Below are 22,076 nucleotides of genomic sequence, written 5' to 3'. Positions count from 1 at the left end.
TTCATATATTTTCTTCATCTCTTTTCTATTTATATAAATGTCGCTTTTTCTACTACACTTATTTTAGGGTCTAACGACTGCATCACTGGACAATGTTTTCCAATTAATTTTAAACTACGCTCAGCTCTCCCCTGATTTTTCTCATCAACTGATAAATAGAAATTAATTTCTATTGATTTAACTGGTTCACTTTTAATAGTACTATCTCTTTCATAATTAATTTCAACTTTTGAAAAAGTATAATCAATACGGGAACTGTCTAAAATACTTTGATAAACGTATGCTCCACAAGCACCTACTGCACCAACCATACTTTGTACAGGCGAATAACCACCTTCACGTAAAATTATCCAATTGCCTGTCTCAACAGGTAACTCCATTCCTTTTTCACCCTGAACTAATTCAATTTTATCCGTTGTCATTATTCTTTCTCCTTTAATACAAAATGATCTGGGCTAATCTCAACCCATTCCGTTTGACTCGTTGTATCTATCTCAACTGTTTTTGTCTGATCCTTATCAGCAAGTGCCACGCGAGCTCTTTTAGGATCTGCAATAGGAATAGCTTCTAGTAACCTTTTTGTATATGCATGTTGCGGGTTTTCAAAAATCGTTTCCGAAGGGCCCATTTCAACAATTTTACCTAGATACATTACTGCGATTCTATCAGATATATAGCGTACCATCGATAAATCGTGAGAAATAAATAGATAAGTTAACTTCAATTCTTCCTGCAACTCTATCAATAAATTAATTACCTGCGCCTGGATAGAGACGTCCAATGCAGAAATTGGCTCATCACATAAAATAAATGCTGGTTTAACAACGACAGCACGAGCTATACCTATTCTCTGTCTTTGACCACCACTAAATTCTTTTGGGTATTTATGCAGCATATCCTCTGTAAAGCCTACTTTTTTCAAAATATTAATCGCTTTTTCTGTCGCTACACTTTTATCAAATTGAAGTAACAATGGCTCTAATACCTGTTCTAAGGCTGTTCTTCTTGGGTTTAAAGAAGAATAAGGATCTTGAAAAATAATTTGCATTTTTTGAAGCATTTGTTTTTTTTCATCTTTTGATACATTTTTAAAAGATCGGCCATCAAAGTGAATTTCACCCTCATCTATTGATTCCAACTGCAAGATGCTTCGGCCTAACGTTGTTTTCCCACTGCCTGATTCTCCAACTAAACCTAGCGTTTCTCCTTCATTAATCGTTAACGAAACGTCATCGATTGCTTTTACAACAGTCTTCACTTGCCCAAAATTATTTTTTACTGGAAAGTAACGTTTAACATTTTCAACTCTGACCAATTCTTTACCCATTTCGTTCACCCCTTTTTTTCAAGACACGGTGTGTTTCGGAAATAGCTATCATCTCGCTCATTTCACGTTCTTCACTTGTTTCAGAGTAGCCACTTAATGAATAAAGTTTTTCATTTTTGTCACCGGTTGGGATAGCTTTTAATAGCTCTTTTGTATAGTCGTGGGCAGGATGATAAAACACGTCATCTATATTTCCTTCTTCTACAATCTTTCCATCGTACATGACACGAATGCTTTGACACATTCCAGCGACAATTCCAAAATCATGAGTAACAAGAATAACCGATAAATCTTCTTCTTTTTGAAGTTTTCGTATTAAATTTAATATTTGAGCCTGAATCGTCACATCTAAGGCTGTAGTTGGTTCATCTGCAATTAACAATTGGGGCTTGGCTAATAAAGCCATTGCAATCATTACCCGTTGTCTCATTCCTCCAGACAACTCATGAGGATATTGTTTCATTCTTTTCTCAGCAAGTGTAATTCCAACTTTTTCTAATTCAATAATAGCCAAGTTCTCCGCCTCTTTTTTGGATACTTTTTGAAAACGTTGAACCACTTCAATTAAATGATAACCAATTGTTCTAAGTGGGTTTAGCGAAGTCATGGGGTCTTGAAAAATCATGGCAGCTGGTATACGTTCCTTGCTGTCTAATGTTTTTCCGTCAAATAAAAAGGAGGAATACTTGCTCACACCATTACTTGGTAAAATAGACATCACGCTTTTCATAGTCATACTTTTCCCGCTACCTGACTCTCCAACGATCCCGACAATTTCGCCCTTTGGAATAGTCAAATCAATGTTTTTAATTATTTGCTCAGAGGGATGATGTTTCTTTTTAAAAGTAACTGACAAATCTTTAATTTCTAAAATATTTTCTTTCATTTTTATCCCTCCACACTTGTTATTTCTCGTAAATAATTGCCTAAACTATTAAATGAATATACCGTTAAAATGATAAATAATCCTGGTAATATTGCCATGTATGGCGCATTTTGTAAACTGGCTTGAGCGTTTTGAAGTAAACTTCCCCATGAAGCTGTTGGTGGCTGAATTCCCACACCTAAAAAGCTCAATGCTGATTCAGTCATAATAGCTGATGAAATACTTCCAGTTGCTGCAACAATCAGTGTCGGTAATACCGCTGGAAAAATATGTTTCATAATAATTTTTGAGTTTTTCTCTCCAATAAATTGAGCATAAATCACATATTCTCTCTCCTTAACAGAAAGAGTCTCTGCTCTTATTAAACGAGCAATATTCATCCATGAAAAACAACCAATAACAAAAATGATGGTCACTAATCCTGGTTTCAATAAAACACTCAAAACGATAACAAGAACTAGCCATGGAATTGAAGATAAAATATCCACAAATCTCATCAATAAACTATCTATTTTTCCACCAAAATATCCTGAAACAATACCAATAAATGTTCCAATTAGAGTAGAAGCAAACATTGCTAAAATACCAACTAATAAAGAAATTCGTCCACCATAAACTACACGAATAAAATAATCTCTACCCACTTCATCCGTTCCAAAAATATGTGCAGTATTTGGAGGTGTTGACATTTGAGCTACATCCGTTGCATTTGGATCAATTGGTAGTAGTGGCGCTAATAAAGCTAACAGAGAAAGTCCCACTAAAAAGATAATTGGAAACCAATAAATTTTATTATTTTTTAACGTAGTTCGCCATTTTTTTTCATTCATTATTTATCCCCCTGACTGATACGAGGATCAACGATTGTATATAATATATCTGAAAGAAGATTTCCTAGAATAACTAGAGTAGCTGATAATAGCATGACTGCCATAATTATTGGAAAATCAAGTGCTTTAGTCGCACTCATAAGATAAGGTCCTATTCCCGGCCAACCAAAAACACTTTCAGTAATAATCGCACCTGTCACAAGCATTGGCAGTGCTAATCCAATTTGAGTAACAATCGGTAGTAAAACATTTTTGCTAACATGCTTAAAGAAAATCTCTCTCTTACTTGCACCAAATGACTGTTGGACCATTACATAATCTTCTGACAATTGTAAAAAAGTTGATGATCTAACATATCTCGTTAAATCTGGGAAAAAGGCAACTGTTAAAACAAGGTAAGGCATAATAAAATGTTGTAAAAAATCCCTAAAAGAATCTTCTTCCCCTACTGTATGCATACCAATTATCGGTAACATATCTAATTTATAACCTAATAAATAAATCAGTAACATCGCAAACCAAAACGTTGGCATTGAAATTCCAACTGAACAAATGCTATCAATTAACTTATCAATAAATTTTCCTTTATGAGCACCTGCTACTAAGCCAAGAATAATAGCAATAATTAACGCTGTTATGTATGCTGGTAAAACTAATTTGATTGTATTGGGAATCCGAATCAATAATTCTTGACCGATACTTTGTTGATTAACTAAAGAATAGCCAAAATTTCCGGAAAGTATTTGTTTTAACCACATAACATATTGAACTAAAAATGGCTTATCTAAACCATGTTTTTGTCTTAAAATTTCTACTGCTTCTTTGGACATGTTCGGTGTTGTAATTGAATCAATCGCATCATATGGTGCCACATGAATCAATGAAAACACAATAAACGATACAATCAGAAGCATGGGTATTACTTGTAGTACTCGTTTTAATATGTATTTGAGCATGTTCATCCATCCTTTTTTAGTCATTTAAAAATTTATAAAAAAAACTTCGCGCAAAATTTAATTTGATCGCGAAGTTTTTCCGTTATTTGATCGATAATTTAGATAAATCTTCAAATGTATAGATTGGAATTAACCCTGCTTTGTCTACATTTTCTACTTGTTTATTAGCCGCTAATACTTTTTTACTATCAACGATTGGATAAAATACTGCATCATCGGCAATTTGTTTTTGAAGGTCAGCATAAATATCTTTACGTTTTGCTTCATCCAATTCAACAGCACCATCATTAAATAATTTATCTGTTGCGTTACTTTGGTAATGGAAATAATTAGAAGAACCTGTCGATTTAAATAGTGACGAATATAAGTCTGGATCATTCCCCATAATATAGCCACCCATAAATAAATCATATTTCTTAGTTTCAGGTTTTTGCATTTCAGCAAAAATAGCTGTTCCATCTCCACCTGCTAATTCTAACGTAATTCCAGCTTTTTGTAGTTGTTGTTGCATGAGTGTTGCTTGAATTGTTTGAACAGGATCATCTGAAGAGAAAGCAATATTTATTTTTAAATTATCCACGCCTGCTGCTTTTAACAATTCTTTTGATTTTTCCGCATTTGTATCATATTTCTCAACTTTATCTGTAGAAAATGGATTATTTGGCGGTAAAATTGAATAAACATTTTCATAATACTTATCAGATAAGTAACCAGCTTTATTTAGTTCGTCTTTATTTAAAGCATAAAAAATAGCTTGTCTAACTTTTTGATCCTTTAATTTATCTGAGTTGTTATTGACACCCATATAGCCTACTCTATTTTCTGAGTACTCATACGTTGTAATATCAGATTTTTTTATATCTTCTATATTATTAGGTAAAATATATGATGCATCCACTTCACCTTTTTGCAAAGCAACTTTAGTGGTATCTGCATTATTGATAATACGTAGCGTTACTTTATTAATATTGGGTTTACCACCATAATAAGTATCATTCGCCTCAAATCGTAGATATTCTCCACGTTTATATTCAGCCAATTTATAAGGGCCTGTACCGACTGGCTTAGCCTTTAATTCATTAGCAGAAAAATCTTTTTCGTCTTTAAAAATATGTTCAGGAATAATATAAGTTTCTGTTGCAATGTTGTTCATTGCCGCTGCACTTACTGAGGGTAGATTAAACTTAACCGTTGTTTCGTTAACTTTTTCAACCTCAACTGGTTTATCTCCAACCCATAAACTATCAGCGTTACCATTTTCTTTTTTAACTTTTTGTTCGTAGGTAAAGACCACATCGTCAGCTGTCAATTTTTCTCCATCAGACCATTTAATATCGTCTTTAAGTTTAACTGTCACTGACTTTCCGTCACTTGCTGGTGTTACTTCTTTAGCAAGTTCCATTTTTTGCGTACCATCTCCCTCAATACGAACAAGGGGTGAATAAATCATGTTGGTTGTTGTTAAACCCCATCTATCACTCACATTAATTGGATTAAGAGACGTCGGGTCGCCATTTATTGCGTAAGTAAACGTATCCTTATCCTTTTTTTCCTTTGGTGCTGCTGTCTTGTTAGGTGCACAAGCTGTTAGAGTTAATCCAATAACAAGCGTTGTTCCTAAAAGCCATTTTTTCTCCATCAAATCTCTCCTTATTTAATGATTAATTGATTTAAAGGATCTTTTAACCACTTTATTTGTAACGGTTTTAAGTATAGCCAACCAAGCTTTATCCGTCAATTATTTGTTCTTATTAATAGAAAGTAAAATAACGAAAAAGAAAATTATTAAGTATCTATTTAGATTTAATCTAATACTTTACTTTTTTTCATCAATTATAATATTATATGGTATTATGAATAAGTCGAAGTTTTAATTAGGAGGAAACATGCATGAGTTTACGCAGTAGTTTTGCAACAGTTGTTGGAAAAACGAGTCGTTGGTTTTTACAAACATTTTTAAAAGGCGGTAGTAGTTTACCAGGAAAAATAGCATTAGCTCTTGATCCTAACGTATTAGATCAATTGGCAAAAGACTATCATATTATTGTAGTGACAGGTACAAACGGAAAAACCTTAACCACTGCACTGACTGTGAACATACTAAAACAAGAAGTTGGAGATGTGTTAACCAACACAACAGGAGCAAATATGCTTCAAGGAATTGTCTCAACATTTCTTTCAGGTAAAAAAAATAAACACGGTAAAAATTTCGCTGTTTTAGAAATTGATGAAGCCAGCTTAAGTAAGGTAACAGAATTCTTAACCCCAGAACTTTTTGTTTTTACTAATATTTTTAGGGACCAAATGGATCGATATGGCGAAATTTACACTACCTACAAACTAATTGTAGATGGTGCAAAAAAAGCACCTGAAGCAACCATTTTAATGAATGGGGATCTACCGATTTTTAATTCTATTGAAACTGTTAATCCAAAAAAATACTACGGATTTAATCATAAACCAGATAAAGATTTAGCTGCTCACTACAACACAGATGGAGTTCTATGTCCTCACTGTCATCATATATTAAGATACAAAATGATTACTTACAGTAACTTAGGTAAATATTATTGCCCTCACTGTGACTTTGAAAGACCAGAATTAGAGTATCAGCTAACTGAAATCACAGAAACAACTAATACATCATCTAAATTTAAAATTGATAATGAAAATTATTCTATTGAAGTAGGAGGAATGTACAATATCTATAATGCTTTAGCAGCTACTTCTGTTGCAGAGTATTACAATATATCACCTGAAAAAATTAGAAAAGGTCTAGCCTATGACGAAAAAGTATTTGGCCGCCAAGAGATTATTAATATTGATGGTAAAAAATGTACACTAATGCTTGTTAAAAATCCGGTTGGATTAAATCAAGTTATCGATACAATGAAGATGTCACCATTTGACTTTTCATTAGCAGCTCTTCTTAACGCTAACTATGCTGATGGTATTGATGTTAGTTGGATTTGGGATAGTCAATTAGAAGAATTGAAACAAATGAATATTCCAAAAGTTATTTCTGGTGGTGAACGTCGCGAGGATATGACTTTACGGTTAAAAGTTGCAGGTATAAACAATGATGTATTAACTGAAGTCACTGATATTAAGCAAGTCATTAGCGAAATAAAAACAGCTCCAACCGAACATGTTTATATTTTAGCAACTTATACAGCTGTTCTAAGTTTAAGAAAAGAACTCATTCAACTTGGTTATATTAAGGAGGCAAACTAAATGACACCCTATAAAATAAAAGTTTGTCATCTTTATGGCAATTTACTAAACACTTACGGTGACAATGGAAATCTTTTAATTCTCGACTATTACGCTGAACAATTGGGCGTTGAATTTTCAACGGAAATTGTTAGTATCCATGAAAAATTAGATACCAATGACTATGATTTGATTTTCATTGGCGGTGGTCAAGATTATGAGCAAGTTATTGTCTCTAAGGACATTCAAACCAAAAAAGAACAATTAATTGACTTCATAGAGTCAGACGGCGTTATGCTAGCTATTTGTGGTGGCTTCCAACTTCTTGGGGAATACTACATTGGAGCAAAAGGAGAGAAAATTCAGGGGATTCATGCCTTACCTCATTACTCTCTTAGCCAAAATGACAACCGATTTATTGGTGACATTGAAATCTATAATGAAGAATTTGATGAAACTTATTACGGATTTGAAAATCATAATGGTATGACTTTCCTTGGAGAAGGTGAAAAACCTCTTGGCACAGTAAAAGCTGGACATGGAAATAACGGCAAAGATAAAACTGAAGGTGTACTGTACAAGAATGTTGTTGGTTCATATTTCCATGGACCTCTGCTATCTAAAAATAAAAATCTTGCTCTACGCCTAATCAATATGGTTATGGAAAAAAAATATCATAAGCAGTTTTCATTATCTGATTTAAATTAATAAAAAAACATTCAACTTATCTAAAATCATTTATATAGCAAGGATATTAACTTAATAAATATCAAAACGCCTATTCCATTTTGGAATAGGTGTTTTTTATTTATTCATTTATTTTACAGCTAACTCACTTAAATACCCTTGCCATCTTCCATTGTTATCATATAAAGAGTAATAAGTTATTCTGTTTAACAGGCCCTTTCGCTTTAGCAGCATATACCGTTGTTTCTTCACCTATTATTGGTAGAGAGCTACTTCCCAATACAGGGATTCCAATCAGCGGTATCGATAAAATTAAAATATAACTTTATAAAGCATTCAATATACTCCTAAAAAGTAAAACTATCATTATTTTTAACATCAAAAGAAACTTCTATTTTACTCCCAATTAATAAATCAAATAGATTATCTTTCATAGTAAGTGTATAATTAAATTAATGAGAATTATCTCATTAATGAATAGGAGGAAGCTCAATGAAAATAGGAATACCAAAAGAAATTAAAAACAACGAAAATCGTGTGGCTATTACTCCACCTTTTGTAAAAACATTGATTGAAGACAATCATGCAGTTATCGTTGAAACAAACGCCGGACTTGGCGCAGGGTATACAGATGAAGAATACCTAGAAAATGGTGCTACTATCGTTCAAAGTGCAAATGAAGCTTGGAATGTTGACATGGTGTTAAAAGTTAAGGAACCGTTAGAATCTGAATACAAATTCTTTAGGGAAGGTTTAATTTTATTTACGTACCTACACCTAGCTCCAGCTCGTAAGCTTACTGATACCTTATTAGAGAAAAAAGTTACTTCTATTGCTTATGAATCTGTCCAATTAGAAGATGGTAGTTTACCACTACTTACGCCTATGTCTGAAATTGCTGGACGTATGGCTCCTCAAACAGGAGCTTATTTCTTACAAAAAACAAAAGGGGGATCAGGTGTATTACTTTCTTCTGTACCAGGAGTTGCCAGAGGAAATGTCACCATTATCGGTGGTGGAGTTGCTGGTTATAACGCAGCTAAAATCGCTGTTGGTCTTGGTGCTAAAGTAAGAATATTAGATGTTAATCAAAAAAGACTAGCTCAATTAGAAGATATTTTTGGTAATGAAATTGAAACGTTGATTTCAAATCCTCATAATATTCACCAATCTGTAAAACGTGCAGATTTAGTTATTGGTGCGGTATTAATTCCAGGTAGAAAAGCACCTACTCTTGTCACAGAAGAAATGGTTAAAGATATGAAACCAGGCTCTGTTATTGTTGATATTGCTATTGACCAAGGTGGAATTTTTGAAACTACTGACAAAACAACAAGTCATGATGATCCTACTTATTTACGACATGATGTGCTTCATTATGCCGTTCCTAATATGCCTGGTGCTGTTTCTAGAACATCGACTCTAGCACTAACCAATAATACCTTACCATACGTTTTAGAATTAGCTAATAAAGGTTTTGTAAAAGCCGTTAATAATAATAAATCTTTAGCGATTGGTGTAAATACTTGTAAAGGTAAATTAACCTATGAGCAAGTAGCTATCGACCAAAATCGACTTTACACACCGCTTGTTGATCTTATTTAATAAAAAATGAGGAACCTGCTTACTAGCAAGTTCCTCATTTTTTTATCTATTTTTAGTTCCAGGTGAAGACGCAATTATCTTTAAGTTACCTTCAATTCTGATTTTTTGAGCATCAGCAGTTAGAATGAAATGTTGACCCTTTTTAATTTCAGTTGGTTTCTTTGAATCATTTAGATAAATATAACCAAAACCATCTAGAACACTCACTAATGTATATGGTGACATTCTCTTAAAGTTTAAAATACCTGAAACTTCCCAATCATAGACATTAAAATAATCTGATTCTACAAAAGTTGTTATACTTGAATCACCATCATTTATTTGTTTAATATTTAGAACTGGATCAATATGAGGCACATTAGTTACATCAAGTGATTGTTGGATATGTAATTCTCTTAAATTCCCTGAATCATCTTTACGATCATAATCATAGACACGGTAAGTTGTATCACTACTTTGTTGTGTTTCTAAAATCATAATACCTTTTCCAATCGCATGAATTGTTCCACTAGGGACAAAGAAAAAGTCTCCTTTTTTCACTTTTATTCTGCGCAATAAATGATCCCAATCACCACTATCAATCATTTGTTTTAGTTCTTCTTTTGTTTTTGCATGATGACCATAGATAATTTCAGCACCAGGCTCTGCGCTAATGATATACCAGCATTCTGTTTTTCCCAGTTCTCCTTCATGCTCTTTTCCATATAAGTCATCTGGATGAACTTGGACAGACAAATCATCTGCAGCATCTAATATTTTAGTCAATAATGGAAAAACTTCCTCTTTAGAGTTACCGAATAACTCTGGGTGTTTTTTCCATAATTCATCTAATTTTTCACCTTTAAATGGACCATTTTCAACGGTACATACCCCATGAGGATGCGCACTTATTGCCCAACATTCTCCAATTTTATCGCTTTCTAACGGATAGTCAAATTCCGTTTTTAATTTTGATCCACCCCAAATTTTTTCTTGAAATACCGGCTTTAAAAATAATGGTTCTAACATAAAAAAATCCACCCCTAAATTACTATTTTTACTATTATAACATTCTTTTAATGATTCGTGGTTTCATTTAAATAGATTTCAATTAATTGGTCTCTTAGCAAAATATATTCTTCTCGATTATCATGTGGATGAACACGATTAGATAAAAAAATAAGCCCTTCTTGTTCTTTAATATCCATTAAAATAAATGTGCCTGTATAACCAGTATGATATAAAAATGTATGCTTGTTTTTTTCAATTAAATCCCATCCTAAAGATCTTTTTTTTATGTTTCCATCTGTATAATCCTGACATAGTGACGTGACCGTTTTCTGAGATAAGAAAGTTGTATTATCCACTGTTTTTCCGCCATTCATCATCATTTGAACAAATAAAATAGTATCTTCTAGTGTGCTAAACAACCCAGCACTTCCACAGTGATCTTTTAAAACATATGCCTTTGGATCATGAACATCGCCTTGAATTAATCCTCTTTTTGATGAATATTCTGTTGGAGCAGCCTCTTTTTTATCAAAATTATAAAAAAAACTTCTTTCCATTTTTAAGGGATGTATTACCTCCTGTAAAAAAACATCATGAACGCTTTTTTGATATATTTCTTCAATTAAAAAACCTAAAAGAACAGTTCCAGTATCAGTATATTTAACTATTTTTCCTCTTGAATCATTTGATGTTAACTTTAAAATTTCTCGCTTTAACTCTTCTTGATTAAGTGAATCTCGATTTGGAATATAAGGATTGATGCCTGATGTATGGGTTAATAGCTGTCTAATTGTCACCAATTTATCTGTAAATTCAGGTAAATAACTATTAAGAGGAGTATCAATAGAAAGTTTATTTTTCTCAATGAGTTTTAGTATCACTGAATTGGTACAAATAACTTTTGTTAACGATGCCATATCATATAAGGTATCTTCAAGTAATCTTTCCTCAAAAGGAGTGATTTGCTTTAATCCTATCACTTTTTTATACTGCTTTGATTTACTTAAAAACGCATATGAAATACCTGGAATTTTTCTTTCATCTACTAATTGTTTTATAAAACTTTCTGTTTTGGAATACATTATTTTTCACTCCTATTATCAAAAAAAGCCAAAGGAAAGAGACTTAATGTCTCACACTTTCCCTTAGCTTTTCTTTTAGTGCTTTTTCAGAACAATGAACCATAATTGAATACCGTTTGGATCACTAATACCAATTATTTTTTTGCCTTTATTGAAATAAAACTCTGTTCCCGATTCTGTCAAATGCTCTTTAAGTTCAAGTAATGATTCAAAATTTGGAAGATCAAATGTAATATGATCCACTCCCAAGTCAGTCTCTTTAGCAAAAGATTTCTGAGAAGCAGGCGTCCATTCATTTAAAGCAATTTGATGATGGTAATCATTCACTGTTAAAAAGTGAGTATGCGCAAAATCATCATCTTTCATGAAGAAACCTAGTTTATCAACATAAAAACGATAACTTTCTTCTAAATCCAACACAGAAAGGTGAACATGTCCAACTTTTGTCTCTTCTGGAATACTTTCAAATTCTCCTTCTACGCGACATAAGAATTTTTGAATGTCTAATTCTTTTGTTACTCCATTAATCTTACCTTCAAGAAGTGGCCACTCTTCTTTAGGTTTATCCCAACTAAATTCCAATCTATTACCTTCTGGGTCATTGATATAAACTGATTCTGAATAACCGTGATCACTTTTTCCCTCAATCGGATAATTAAGCAAAATAAGATGCTTCATAAACAACGCAAAATCTTCACGAGTTGGAAAAACAAAAGCCATATGATATAAGCCAGTTCGTGTGTTAGAATCTTCTTTACCTTCTGGCGTTGCAATCAAACCTACTAGCTTTCTTCTCTTTTCTCCAATTCCCATAATAGCCATGTCGTTTTCTTCATTAATTAAATCTAGCCTCACAACGTGACGATAAAATCCTACCATTTTATCAAAATCCTTCACTCTTAATGCTACAGACGCCAGTTTAGTTTTTGGGTCTAACGAAAAGCTTCCCATACAATTAATTCCTCCTAATATATTATCCGATAATTTCATTAATAAATCGTTCGTTGTTTATTGTACCATCTTTCGACAAAAACTTACTAATGATATAGCTATAATTAGAAAATAAAAAAATATTCATGAGAATTTCAGTCATTTTTACTTAAATTGCAACATTTCCACTAAATTGACTATTGTATAAATCAGCATAAAACCCATTTTTCTCCATAAGAACATCATGGTTTCCAGTTTCTACTATTGAACCTTTATCCATCACAATAATATTATCAGCATCTCTGATTGTAGATAAACGGTGAGCAACGACAAAACTTGTTCTTCCTTTCAACAATTCATCCATAGCATGTTGAATTAAAACTTCTGTTCTTGTGTCAACACTTGAGGTTGCTTCATCTAAAATTAAAACTTCTGGATTGGCTAGAAACGCACGAGCAATGGTTACTAATTGGCGTTGGCCTTGAGAAATATTGGAAGCTTCTTCATTTAGAATAGTGTCATAGCCTTTTGGCAAACGACGAATAAAATCATCTGCACGAGCTGCTTTAGCTGCTTGATATATCTCTTCATCTGTTGCTTGCTCATTTCCATATTTAATATTATCAAAAATTGTGCCTGTAAATAACCAAGTTTCTTGAAGTACCATAGAAAAATCAGCACGCAACTCTTCACGTTTCATATTTCTAATGTCTTGATTACGGTAAAGAATATGTCCATTTGATACGTCATAAAAACGTTCTAATAAATTAATCAACGTTGTTTTCCCAGCTCCTGTTGGACCTACAATAGCTACTTTTCGCCCTTTATCAACGTCTAAATTAAAATCATTCATCAAGATTGCATCTTCACTATAACCAAACTCAACGTGTTGGAAGGAAACTTCTGCATCAGATGAAATCGTAGCTGGCACATCCACTAACTCGTCTGTCATTTCTACTTCATCCATCACTTCAAAAATTCGTTCAGCTGAAGCAACTGTAGCTTGAATAGTATTGATTAAATTAGCCATTTGGCTTAATGGTTGGGCAAATTGATTGGTATACTGCATAAAGGCTTGGACATTACCAATTGTAATTTGTCCGTTTGCAACTTGAATTCCTCCAATAACAGCAACAAACACGTAACTGATATTTTTAATAAAATTCATCAAAGGCATAATCATGGCTGAAATAAATTGTGCTTTCCATCCTGATTCAAACAATAATTTATTTTGTTCATCGAACAATTTTGTGTTTTCTTCTTCATGATTAAAACTCTTAACAATTGAATGTGCCCCATATGTTTCTTCAATTTGATTATTTAATAATCCTAGAGATTTTTGTTGATTAGAAAAGAAACGTTGTGATTTTGGAGCAATCATCATTGTTACAATCAAACTTAAAGGAACCGTAATAAAGGCAACCAATGTCAGTTTCCAACTAATACTTAACATCATAATTAATACACCAAAGAACATAACCACACTTGTTACAAGCTGAGTTAAACTTTGCTGAAGTGTTCCTGAAATATTATCCATATCATTGATTGCTCGAGACATAATGTCACCATTAGTATGTGTATCATAATAAGAAATAGGAACTCTACTCATTTTATCTTTCAACTCTTTACGAAGTTGATACACTGTATTTTGAGAAATACGAGTCATAATAAATTGTTGAATTAAACTAAAGACAGCTGAAGCTGCGTACATGCCTAAAACAATTAGAATAATGCCCCATATCTTATCAAAATCAATAGGCACCTTATCCAATTTCATTCCTTGAGCAATCTGAGCTTTTCCTTTCATTAACCCTTTAAATATTTCTGTTGTAGCTTCCCCTAAAATTTTAGGTGTTCTAATCTGGAAAATAGTTGAGGTAATAGCTAAAATAAAAACCATAATTATTAAGTAAACTTTTTTAGAAATATATCTCATTAATCGTTTAGTCGTTTTCCAAAAGTATTTTGGTTTATCTACTTTTCCTTTTGCCCCATGACCGCGATTCATTGGTCCTTTACTCATGCTATTTCCTCCTCTCTAAGTTGTGATTGAATAATTTCTTGATAGGTTTTATTAGATTCTTTCAATTCGTTATGTGTTCCTTTTCCAACCATAATTCCTTCATCAAGAACTAAAATTTGATCTGCATCAACAACTGTACTAATTCTTTGAGCAACAATAATAACAATTGCTTCTGTCATCGATTCTTTCAATGCTTTTCTTAATAACGCATCCGTTTTAAAATCCAAGGCTGAAAAAGAATCATCAAAAATGTAAATATCAGATTTTTTTGCTAGTGCTCTCGCAATGGAAAGTCGTTGTCTTTGACCACCAGAAAAGTTTGAACCACCTTGTTCTACTTTTGTGTCCAATCCATCAGGAAGTTTTTCAACAAACTCTTTTGATTGAGAAATTTCTAACGCCTGCCAAATTTCTTCATCTGATACGTTTTTATTACCATATGCCATATTCGAACGAATAGTACCTGTAAATAATAATGTTTTCTGTGGAACGTATCCTATTTTTTCTCTTAATGCAACTTGATTGACTTCTTTAATATTTTGTTCATTAACAATAATTTGACCTTCTTCAACATCATAAAATCTAGGGATCAAATTAATTAATGTTGATTTTCCAGACCCAGTCCCACCAATGATTGCAATAGTTTCACCTGAATTACTAGAAAAATCAACTTGTGAAATAGCTGGTTTTTCAGCACCTGGGTATCTAAAAAGAACGTTATTAAAAACTAATTCTTTTTTACTTCCGAAGTTTTTAGGTTGCTTACTATCTTTGATACTGTTTTCCATATCCAAAACTTCATTAATTCTAACAGCTGAAGCTTGTGCCCTTGGGACAAAAATAAAGATCATTGTCATCATCATAAAACTCATTAAAATTTGCATAGCATATGTCATAAACGCCATCATATTACCAACTTCTAACGTTCCCTCAGCAATGTTATGACCACCAAACCATACAATAGAAACATTCGTTACACTAATAATCAGTGTAATGATTGGTAGTAAAAAGCTCATTAGCATATTTACTTTGATGGCTGTTTGTGTGTAATCTTTATTGACATTATCAAACCGTTTTTCTTCAAATTTATTTTGATTAAACGCACGAATGACTCTGACACCCGTCAACCCTTCTCTAAATACTAAATTAAGCTTATCTGTTTTTTCTTGTAAACTTTTGAAAAGAGGTGTAGCAAAAAACATAATGACACCCACCACAGTTAACAAGACTGGGATAATATAAATAAATATTTTAGTTAAATCAGGATCTCTTGTATAAGCCAAGATGCTTGCACCAATCAATGTAATCGGAGCGTTTATCATTAGTCTAAGAGACATTTGCGTTACCATTTGGATTTGATTCACATCATTGGTTGTTCTTGTGATTAAAGAAGCTGTTCCAATTTTTTCAAATTCTAAATTTGAAGAATGTTCTACTTTTGAATAGATATCAGAACGTAAATTTCTTCCTAGTTTTTGTGCTTCCCTTGAAGCAATTAAGGTATTAAAAACAGAAGCTGTAATACCAATCAGAGAGACACCTATCATTATGATACCAATTTGGATAATATAATCGGTATCACCTTTTGTTACCCCTTTATCAATAATATTTGATGTTAAGGTTGGTAAATATAAATCACTAGTGATTTGAATTACCATAAAAAGAATGGCTCCAGTAATTGCCCACGGAGACATTCGTTTAATCATTTTTAACATAGTTTCACTTCCATTTCTGCTACTTTAAAATACCAAATTCTAACCAGTTTATTTTCATATTAAAATCATTAATTAATAATTCTAAATCAAATTCTTTTTCATGGTATTTCATTCGGTATCCTTCATTTACTGTATTTAAAACCATTGTCCATAATTGACGAAACAGTATTTTAAACTCTCTTTCAGAATTTATTTTTAAACTATCTTGGTCCACCATCTCCGTTATTTTAGAAAAACTTAGCTCTGAGTCTTTCCGGTGATTTTTCATATGCTTAATATGAGCTTCTTTTTCCTCTTCATTCATTTCACTCATCATAAAACGAACTGAACTTTTATAATTCATATGCAAAAAGATATTTTTCAAAAATAATGCATCTTCTCCTTCAAATACTCCTTTTACAAATTTCGGGAAAAATTTTTTAAATGTTTCAAAAATATTGCCATTTTCTTCTTTTAAACACATCAAAAAATATGTTTCCGGTGCTTTTCTAACAGAATCAAATAAGTAGTAAAATAAATCCTCTTTACCAGAAAAATATTGATAAAAACTACCTCGAGGAATCTCAGCCTCTTTAATAATATTAGCAATTGACGCTTCGTGAATCGGAACGTTTGAGAATTCTTTTTTGGCTGCTGAAATTATTTTTTCTTGCTTTTCACTTTCCAACCTAAAAAAAGTTTGTGTTGGCATGTCTTTCCTCCTCTTTTATGACATGATGTCATTATATATGACACCGTGTCACACGTCAATTGTTTTTAATTTAAATCAAAAAAGTATCAATTTCATAACAACTATTTTATACTTACAGAGGTGATTCACATGTAAAGGAGTCGATTAAATGAACGAAAATATATATGATATTACAATTATTGGTGGCGGACCTGCTGGCCTTTTTGCTGGATTTTATGCTGGTATGCGTGGTGCTAAGACAAAAATTATTGATGTGTTACCAGAATTAGGTGGACAACTCTCACTACTTTATCCAGAAAAGCTCATTTATGATGTAGCTGGTTTTCCGAATGTCAAAGCGCAAGATTTAGTTAATTCTTTGATTAAGCAAATTGAACCTTTCAATCATAGTGTTTGTTTAGAAGAAGAAGTTATTTCTTTTGAAAAAAAGGAAGAGTATTTTACACTAACAACCGATAAAGAAATTCATTATTCTAAATCAATTATTATTGCAGCTGGAAATGGTTCATTTCAACCAAGAAGGTTAAACGTTGAGGGAAATGAAGACTTAGAGAGAAAGCAACTTCATTACTACATCAAAGATATGAATGCTTTTTCAAATAAAGATGTTGTCATTTGTGGTGGTGGAGATTCTGCTGTTGACTGGGCATTAATGCTAGAAGAAGTTGCTTCAAGTGTCACTATTGTGCACCGAAGACCTCAATTTAGAGCACATGAACACAGTGTTAATAAATTACACGAGTCATCAATTGTCATAAAAACACCATTTGTGATTGACTCATTAAATCAAGCTAATGATAAGATGGAATCCATTACAATAATAAATCCTAAAAAAGAAATTGAAGAAACTATACCGTTAGACCATCTGATTGTTAATTATGGATTTTCTTCTTCTCTTGGTCCTATAAAAAAATGGCCTTTAGAATTTAAAGGTTTATCTATATTAGCTAAAACAAGTACTGAAACTTCAACACCTGGTATTTTTGCTATTGGCGATATCAGTACTTATGAAGGAAAAGTAAAATTAATTGCAACAGGCTTTGGTGAAGCTCCTACTGCGGTAAATAACGCGATTCATTTTATTAACCCAACTGAGCGTCTTCAACCAATGCATAGTACGAGTTTATATGAATAAACAGGATCATCTTGTACTTATTAATTTAATTTTGTATAATAGTTATCATTAAGAGGGTGAATGTATATGATAGTAAAAAAAGAAACACTAAGAGAAAACGCTAAAAAATTACTTAATGAACGTGGCGTTACCTTAGATGACATGGCAGATTTGGTTTATTTTCTACAAAATGATTACGTTGATAATCTAACTTTAGATACATGCAAAGCGAATGTTGAAGCCGTTCTTGAAAAAAGAGAAGTTCAAAACGCCATTGTAACTGGAATTCAACTTGATATTCTTGCTGAAGAAGGAAAACTTTTAGAACCACTTCAAGAAATTGTTGAATCAGACGAAAGTTTATACGGTATTGATGAAATCATGGCTTTATCTATCGTGAATGTTTATGGTTCTATTGGCTTTACTAATTATGGTTACATTGATAAAGTAAAACCTGGAATCTTAGCCAAACTAAATTCTCATGAAGAAGGAAAAGTTCATACTTTTCTAGACGATATTGTTGGCGCAATTGCTGCAGCAGCTGCTAGTCGCTTGGCTCATTCTAAACCAAATTAAAAAATGAGGTTTTCACTAAATATCTTAGTGAAAGCCTCATTTTTGTAATTTTTTCAATTGATTTTTTCCAAGTAGTATAACTAAACAAAGAAAACCGATAAACAAAACAAAAAACAGGATAAAACAATGCATAAAGTATTCTTCAGGCAACGCTAATATAATAGGATCCGTCACAGGATTGAATACCCATGCGTCATTATTAAAAAAGACTTCATGAAACTTAACAAAGAAAATATCAAATGCTGCCGCCATAAAAATAATTAACGCGATTAAACCAGCTAATAAATAAGAAAAAGGTCTAATAAACAGCCATAGTCTTCCCGTTTTAAATCGATTCTTTAATATCATAAAACTAGGAGCTATAGATATAATAAGAACAGCATAATTAATTTGAAACAGTCGCTTTACTTCATAAAAATGCAAAGCACCACTTTCTGAGACTGGAAAATCTGTCATTTTTAGTGGATTAATCCAGAAAAAATTGAGATAATTCATCAATTGCTCATAGTTTTTAACTAATTCTGATCTAGTTACATCTAGATAATCCATAATATCTAACGAATTGATATCAATTAAATATAACCATTTTGAATTAATGGTCAACGTGATAGCAAGAGTTAGTAAAAATAAAACTACGATTGCTACTTCACTAATTCTCTTTAACTGCTTCATTTTAAAAATGCCAATCATCTAGAGAATCAATCACAACAGTTGGTTGGACAGGTAACTTAGGAACATCTTCTTTTTTAGTAAAACCTGTTAACACAAGTAACGTATCGATATCATTATTAATTCCAGCCTTAATATCTGTTTCGTAATTATCACCAACCATGATGACTTCTTTTTTTGTTAATTGTAATTTTTCTAACGCTTTGTTCATAATAATCGCTTCAGGTTTTCCAATAATCACTGGTTTTGTTTGGGTTGATGTTTCAAGTAGTGCAATCAAACTTCCCGCCCCTGGTAATAACCCGCGCTCTGTTGGAATATTTTTATCTGGGTTTGTTCCGATAAAGTGCGCACCATTTTTAATCGCAAGTGTCGCAACAATTAATTTTTCATAGGTGATTTCTGAGTCTAGACCTACAACGACATAATCAGGATGATCCTCTTCTAACTTAAAACCAGATGAGAATATTCCTTCCTTTAAGCCTTCTTCCCCGATAACATACACTTTATTTCCCAAAGATTTTTCCTTCATGTAATCAACTGTCGCTAATGTAGCTGTATAGACCGTTTCTTTTGGTACATGAATATCAAAAATAGTTGCCAATCTATTTTGAACGGCCTCAGGTGTTTTGGTTGTATTATTCGTTACAAAGAGAAAAGGTATTTCTTTTTCTTGCAATCTATCAACAAATCGTTTACCTGCTTCAATTGGCTTTTCACCCAAATAGATAGTTCCATCTAAATCAATTAAATAACCTTTATATGTCATAATTACCCTCTTAATCTGTTTCTTTTTTTCTTATTGTAAATTGATGCTTAGGTGACGCTGATTCTTTTGCTTTACTTGTATTTTTTTTTGGTTGAGCACTTTGTTGTGGTTTACTTTTAAATTTTGGTTTCTTATTTTTTTTATTATTATTGTTAAATTTTTTCTCGTCTGTATAAGCTTTATTTTTAGGTTTATTACTTTTCTTATTCGGGCCTTGATTTGTTCTTCCACGCCTTTTAAAATCTCCAATTTGTTGGATGACAAAAAACGCACAACCAAAATTACAATACTCATATAGATAATCTTCTAACGTGCTGATTTTAGCATCAACTGGTGCTCCTTTAAAATCATCAATAAAGAAACCTTTTAACCTAAGTTGGTCATAGCCCCAATCACCAACAATATAATCATATTTTTCCAATACATCATTATAGCGTTTAATCAGTGCTTCATAATCAAATCCATCACGATAGTTCTTAACTAGTTTGTACGTTCCATTAGCTAATGGAAAACTTTCTGGTTTGAAATTCGCCAGCATCTCTTGTAAGACTTCATCAACCTCTTCTTCAACTTCTACTGAGGCTTCTACTACTGACTCATTTTTGCTTTCTTTAGACATTATTACACCTCTATTATTTACTAAACTTTTTTTCAATATATGACCCTAACACAGTTCTTAAAAAATCTGAACTTAACATTTTAATTTTTCCTGCTATTTCAATAGTTGGAAAAAAAGGTAAAAAAGACAGATGGTCTACTGTAACTAACTCATACTCTCTATCATCATCAATCACTTGACCACGCCATTTTACTTCATGTGATTTTTTACAATAAGTAAGACCATCATAACACATTTCACCAAAATATTTTCCTCTAAATTTCATACCTACTACTTTAAATTTAAATAGAAATCCTCTAGAACGTTCTATTTCATACACTAACCGTCGCACGTCGCGTCCTTTTAGTGTTACTTTTATCAAATTCATTGGATGGGGTAAGCACTCATGAAGGTCTTTCTTTGTTATTTTACCTTTCTTTAAATCAGTTAAGATAACTCCTGTATTTAAAATAGCTACATCAGTTTGCCCGTAATCTTTCATGGCTTCAAGTGTTAAAGTCATTAAATTAGAATTTTGTTCAAATTCTGTTGGGAGAACACCTACAACTTGATCACTTAATAAGTTTTCACCTTCAACTTGATAATTGGTTATTTCTACCATATCAATCGTTTGCTCTTTTAAAGTTGCTGTCTCCATTGTTTCAGCTGACTTAGAAATAACTTTTCCGTTTTCGATAACTAATTCAACATCTCCAATGTAAAATCCGAATTTTCCTGCTGCTGCTAAAAGTACTTCATTTTCCATCTTGCCTGCTTTGAAAAGATGATGTGTATGAGATTCAATAATCACATCAATTTCAGGAAATGTTTCTGCGATTATTTTGTCGTCTGGATATCCTAAGTGAGATAATAAAACAATCACATCTACTTTTTTCTTCAATTCGGGTAACCAAACATTTAATGTTTCAATTGGATCTAACGCTTCCCATCCGAACGATTCATAAGACATGTCAATTGGTGCAGTTAAACCGATAAAGCCGATTTTGGTTCCTTTTTTTGACCGTTTAATTTGGTATACATCTGCCCATTCAGGAATTGACATTGTCTCTTTATCTAGTAGATTGGCTAAAAGAATTTTAAAATTCGCCTCTTGATATAAATTATTTAATTGCTGCTTACTGTTTGTTATTCCTTCATTATTTCCAATAGTCACATAATCATATGGTACTTGATTCATTATTTCAATATTTGCTAGGCCATTTGTTGCATCTGTCAAAGGGTGATAGCGATCCATAAAATCACCTAAATCAGTGAGGGTATAATCGATTCCTCCTTTTTCATATTGAGTTGTTTTTTCAGTTAAAAACCGTCTGATTTTTGGCCAGTTTTCAAAATGCGAGTGTAAATCATTGGTATGTAATATATGTATCGTTTCTTTCATTAAAAAAACTTAC

At 32.3% G+C, this 22,076-nt stretch carries 21 protein-coding genes; 5 read left to right on the top strand and 16 right to left on the bottom strand.

Going from position 1 to position 22,076, the window contains the following annotated elements; all coding sequences use genetic code 11:
- Positions 1–29: 29 nt before the first annotated feature.
- The 6 genes from RR554_RS02775 to RR554_RS02750 form a co-directional block, all read right to left on the bottom strand.
- Complete coding sequence (locus tag RR554_RS02775; RefSeq protein WP_332462659.1) at positions 30–422, bottom strand: OsmC family protein; 393 nt, start codon at positions 420–422, stop codon at positions 30–32.
- Entirely contained in the window at positions 422–1,327 is a 906-nt protein-coding gene (locus RR554_RS02770; RefSeq protein WP_332467382.1) for an ABC transporter ATP-binding protein, read from the bottom strand. Before RR554_RS02770 ends, RR554_RS02775 begins: the two co-directional genes overlap by 1 nt.
- Positions 1,320–2,213 carry an ABC transporter ATP-binding protein gene (locus RR554_RS02765; RefSeq protein ID WP_332462661.1) on the bottom strand — a complete coding sequence of 298 codons (894 nt, stop codon included), beginning with the start codon at positions 2,211–2,213 and terminating at the stop codon, positions 1,320–1,322. Before RR554_RS02765 ends, RR554_RS02770 begins: the two co-directional genes overlap by 8 nt.
- Before the next feature lie 2 nt (positions 2,214–2,215).
- Positions 2,216–3,043: an ABC transporter permease gene (locus tag RR554_RS02760; protein ID WP_332462662.1), complete on the bottom strand. Its 828-nt coding sequence runs from the start codon at positions 3,041–3,043 to the stop codon at positions 2,216–2,218.
- Entirely contained in the window at positions 3,043–3,999 is a 957-nt protein-coding gene (locus RR554_RS02755) for an ABC transporter permease (protein WP_332467381.1), read from the bottom strand. The genes RR554_RS02760 and RR554_RS02755 overlap by 1 nt, the downstream gene beginning before the upstream one ends.
- An 82-nt stretch (positions 4,000–4,081) precedes the next feature.
- Entirely contained in the window at positions 4,082–5,638 is a 1,557-nt protein-coding gene (locus RR554_RS02750; RefSeq protein ID WP_332462664.1) for an ABC transporter substrate-binding protein, read from the bottom strand.
- A gap of 251 nt (positions 5,639–5,889) precedes the next feature.
- On the opposite strand from RR554_RS02750, the gene RR554_RS02745 reads away from it, so the two are divergent.
- The 3 genes from RR554_RS02745 to ald all read left to right on the top strand — a co-directional run bounded on the left by RR554_RS02745 (position 5,890) and on the right by ald (position 9,504).
- Entirely contained in the window at positions 5,890–7,233 is a 1,344-nt protein-coding gene (locus RR554_RS02745) for a Mur ligase family protein (RefSeq protein ID WP_332467380.1), read from the top strand.
- On the top strand, positions 7,234–7,920 hold the full coding sequence (locus RR554_RS02740; RefSeq protein ID WP_332462666.1) for a type 1 glutamine amidotransferase: 687 nt from the start codon (positions 7,234–7,236) through the stop codon (positions 7,918–7,920).
- A gap of 471 nt (positions 7,921–8,391) precedes the next feature.
- On the top strand, positions 8,392–9,504 hold the full coding sequence (gene ald / locus RR554_RS02735) for an alanine dehydrogenase (protein WP_332462667.1): 1,113 nt from the start codon (positions 8,392–8,394) through the stop codon (positions 9,502–9,504).
- Positions 9,505–9,546: 42 nt separating this feature from the next.
- Here ald and manA read toward each other — a convergent pair whose 3' ends face one another.
- From manA to RR554_RS02705, 6 genes are all read right to left on the bottom strand, one after another.
- The gene (manA, locus tag RR554_RS02730) at positions 9,547–10,512 is read right to left on the bottom strand and encodes a mannose-6-phosphate isomerase, class I (protein WP_332467379.1); all 966 of its coding nucleotides are present in this window, start codon (positions 10,510–10,512) and stop codon (positions 9,547–9,549) included.
- A 47-nt stretch (positions 10,513–10,559) separates the two neighbouring features.
- Positions 10,560–11,576, bottom strand: a complete 1,017-nt coding sequence (locus RR554_RS02725; protein WP_332467378.1) for a serine hydrolase domain-containing protein — start codon at positions 11,574–11,576, stop codon at positions 10,560–10,562.
- Between the two features lie 75 nt (positions 11,577–11,651).
- Positions 11,652–12,566: a VOC family protein gene (locus tag RR554_RS02720; RefSeq protein ID WP_332467377.1), complete on the bottom strand. Its 915-nt coding sequence runs from the start codon at positions 12,564–12,566 to the stop codon at positions 11,652–11,654.
- 109 nt (positions 12,567–12,675) lie between these two features.
- A complete protein-coding gene (locus tag RR554_RS02715) occupies positions 12,676–14,529 on the bottom strand; it encodes an ABC transporter ATP-binding protein (RefSeq protein WP_332467376.1) in 1,854 nt (617 codons plus the stop codon).
- Positions 14,526–16,244 (bottom strand): ABC transporter ATP-binding protein, encoded by a 1,719-nt coding sequence (locus RR554_RS02710; RefSeq protein WP_332467375.1) that lies wholly within the window; start codon positions 16,242–16,244, stop codon positions 14,526–14,528. Before RR554_RS02710 ends, RR554_RS02715 begins: the two co-directional genes overlap by 4 nt.
- 19 nt (positions 16,245–16,263) lie before the next feature.
- Complete coding sequence (locus tag RR554_RS02705; protein ID WP_332462673.1) at positions 16,264–16,935, bottom strand: TetR family transcriptional regulator; 672 nt, start codon at positions 16,933–16,935, stop codon at positions 16,264–16,266.
- A 148-nt stretch (positions 16,936–17,083) separates the two neighbouring features.
- Between RR554_RS02705 and RR554_RS02700 the strand changes: the two genes are divergently transcribed.
- Positions 17,084–18,070 carry an NAD(P)/FAD-dependent oxidoreductase gene (locus RR554_RS02700; RefSeq protein ID WP_332462674.1) on the top strand — a complete coding sequence of 329 codons (987 nt, stop codon included), beginning with the start codon at positions 17,084–17,086 and terminating at the stop codon, positions 18,068–18,070.
- Between the two features lie 66 nt (positions 18,071–18,136).
- Positions 18,137–18,625: a phosphatidylglycerophosphatase A family protein gene (locus RR554_RS02695; RefSeq protein ID WP_332462675.1), complete on the top strand. Its 489-nt coding sequence runs from the start codon at positions 18,137–18,139 to the stop codon at positions 18,623–18,625.
- Between the two features lie 36 nt (positions 18,626–18,661).
- Here the strand turns inward: RR554_RS02695 and RR554_RS02690 are convergent, their stop codons facing one another.
- From RR554_RS02690 to RR554_RS02675, 4 genes are read right to left on the bottom strand one after another with little or no spacing between them, the layout of a single operon-like run.
- On the bottom strand, positions 18,662–19,297 hold the full coding sequence (locus RR554_RS02690; RefSeq protein ID WP_332467374.1) for a TIGR01906 family membrane protein: 636 nt from the start codon (positions 19,295–19,297) through the stop codon (positions 18,662–18,664).
- A 1-nt stretch (position 19,298) separates the two neighbouring features.
- Entirely contained in the window at positions 19,299–20,063 is a 765-nt protein-coding gene (locus RR554_RS02685) for a TIGR01457 family HAD-type hydrolase (protein WP_332462677.1), read from the bottom strand.
- A 10-nt stretch (positions 20,064–20,073) separates the two neighbouring features.
- Positions 20,074–20,682, bottom strand: a complete 609-nt coding sequence (locus RR554_RS02680; RefSeq protein ID WP_332462678.1) for a YutD family protein — start codon at positions 20,680–20,682, stop codon at positions 20,074–20,076.
- Between the two features lie 13 nt (positions 20,683–20,695).
- Positions 20,696–22,063 (bottom strand): bifunctional metallophosphatase/5'-nucleotidase, encoded by a 1,368-nt coding sequence (locus RR554_RS02675; protein WP_332467373.1) that lies wholly within the window; start codon positions 22,061–22,063, stop codon positions 20,696–20,698.
- Between the last annotated feature and the right edge of the window lie 13 nt (positions 22,064–22,076).

The sequence above is a fragment of the Vagococcus sp. genome (assembly GCF_036639995.1).
Taxonomy (GTDB): domain Bacteria; phylum Bacillota; class Bacilli; order Lactobacillales; family Vagococcaceae; genus Vagococcus.
The sequence above is the reverse complement of the archived record's forward strand: the minus strand, read 5'-3'. Positions and strand labels throughout refer to the sequence as shown.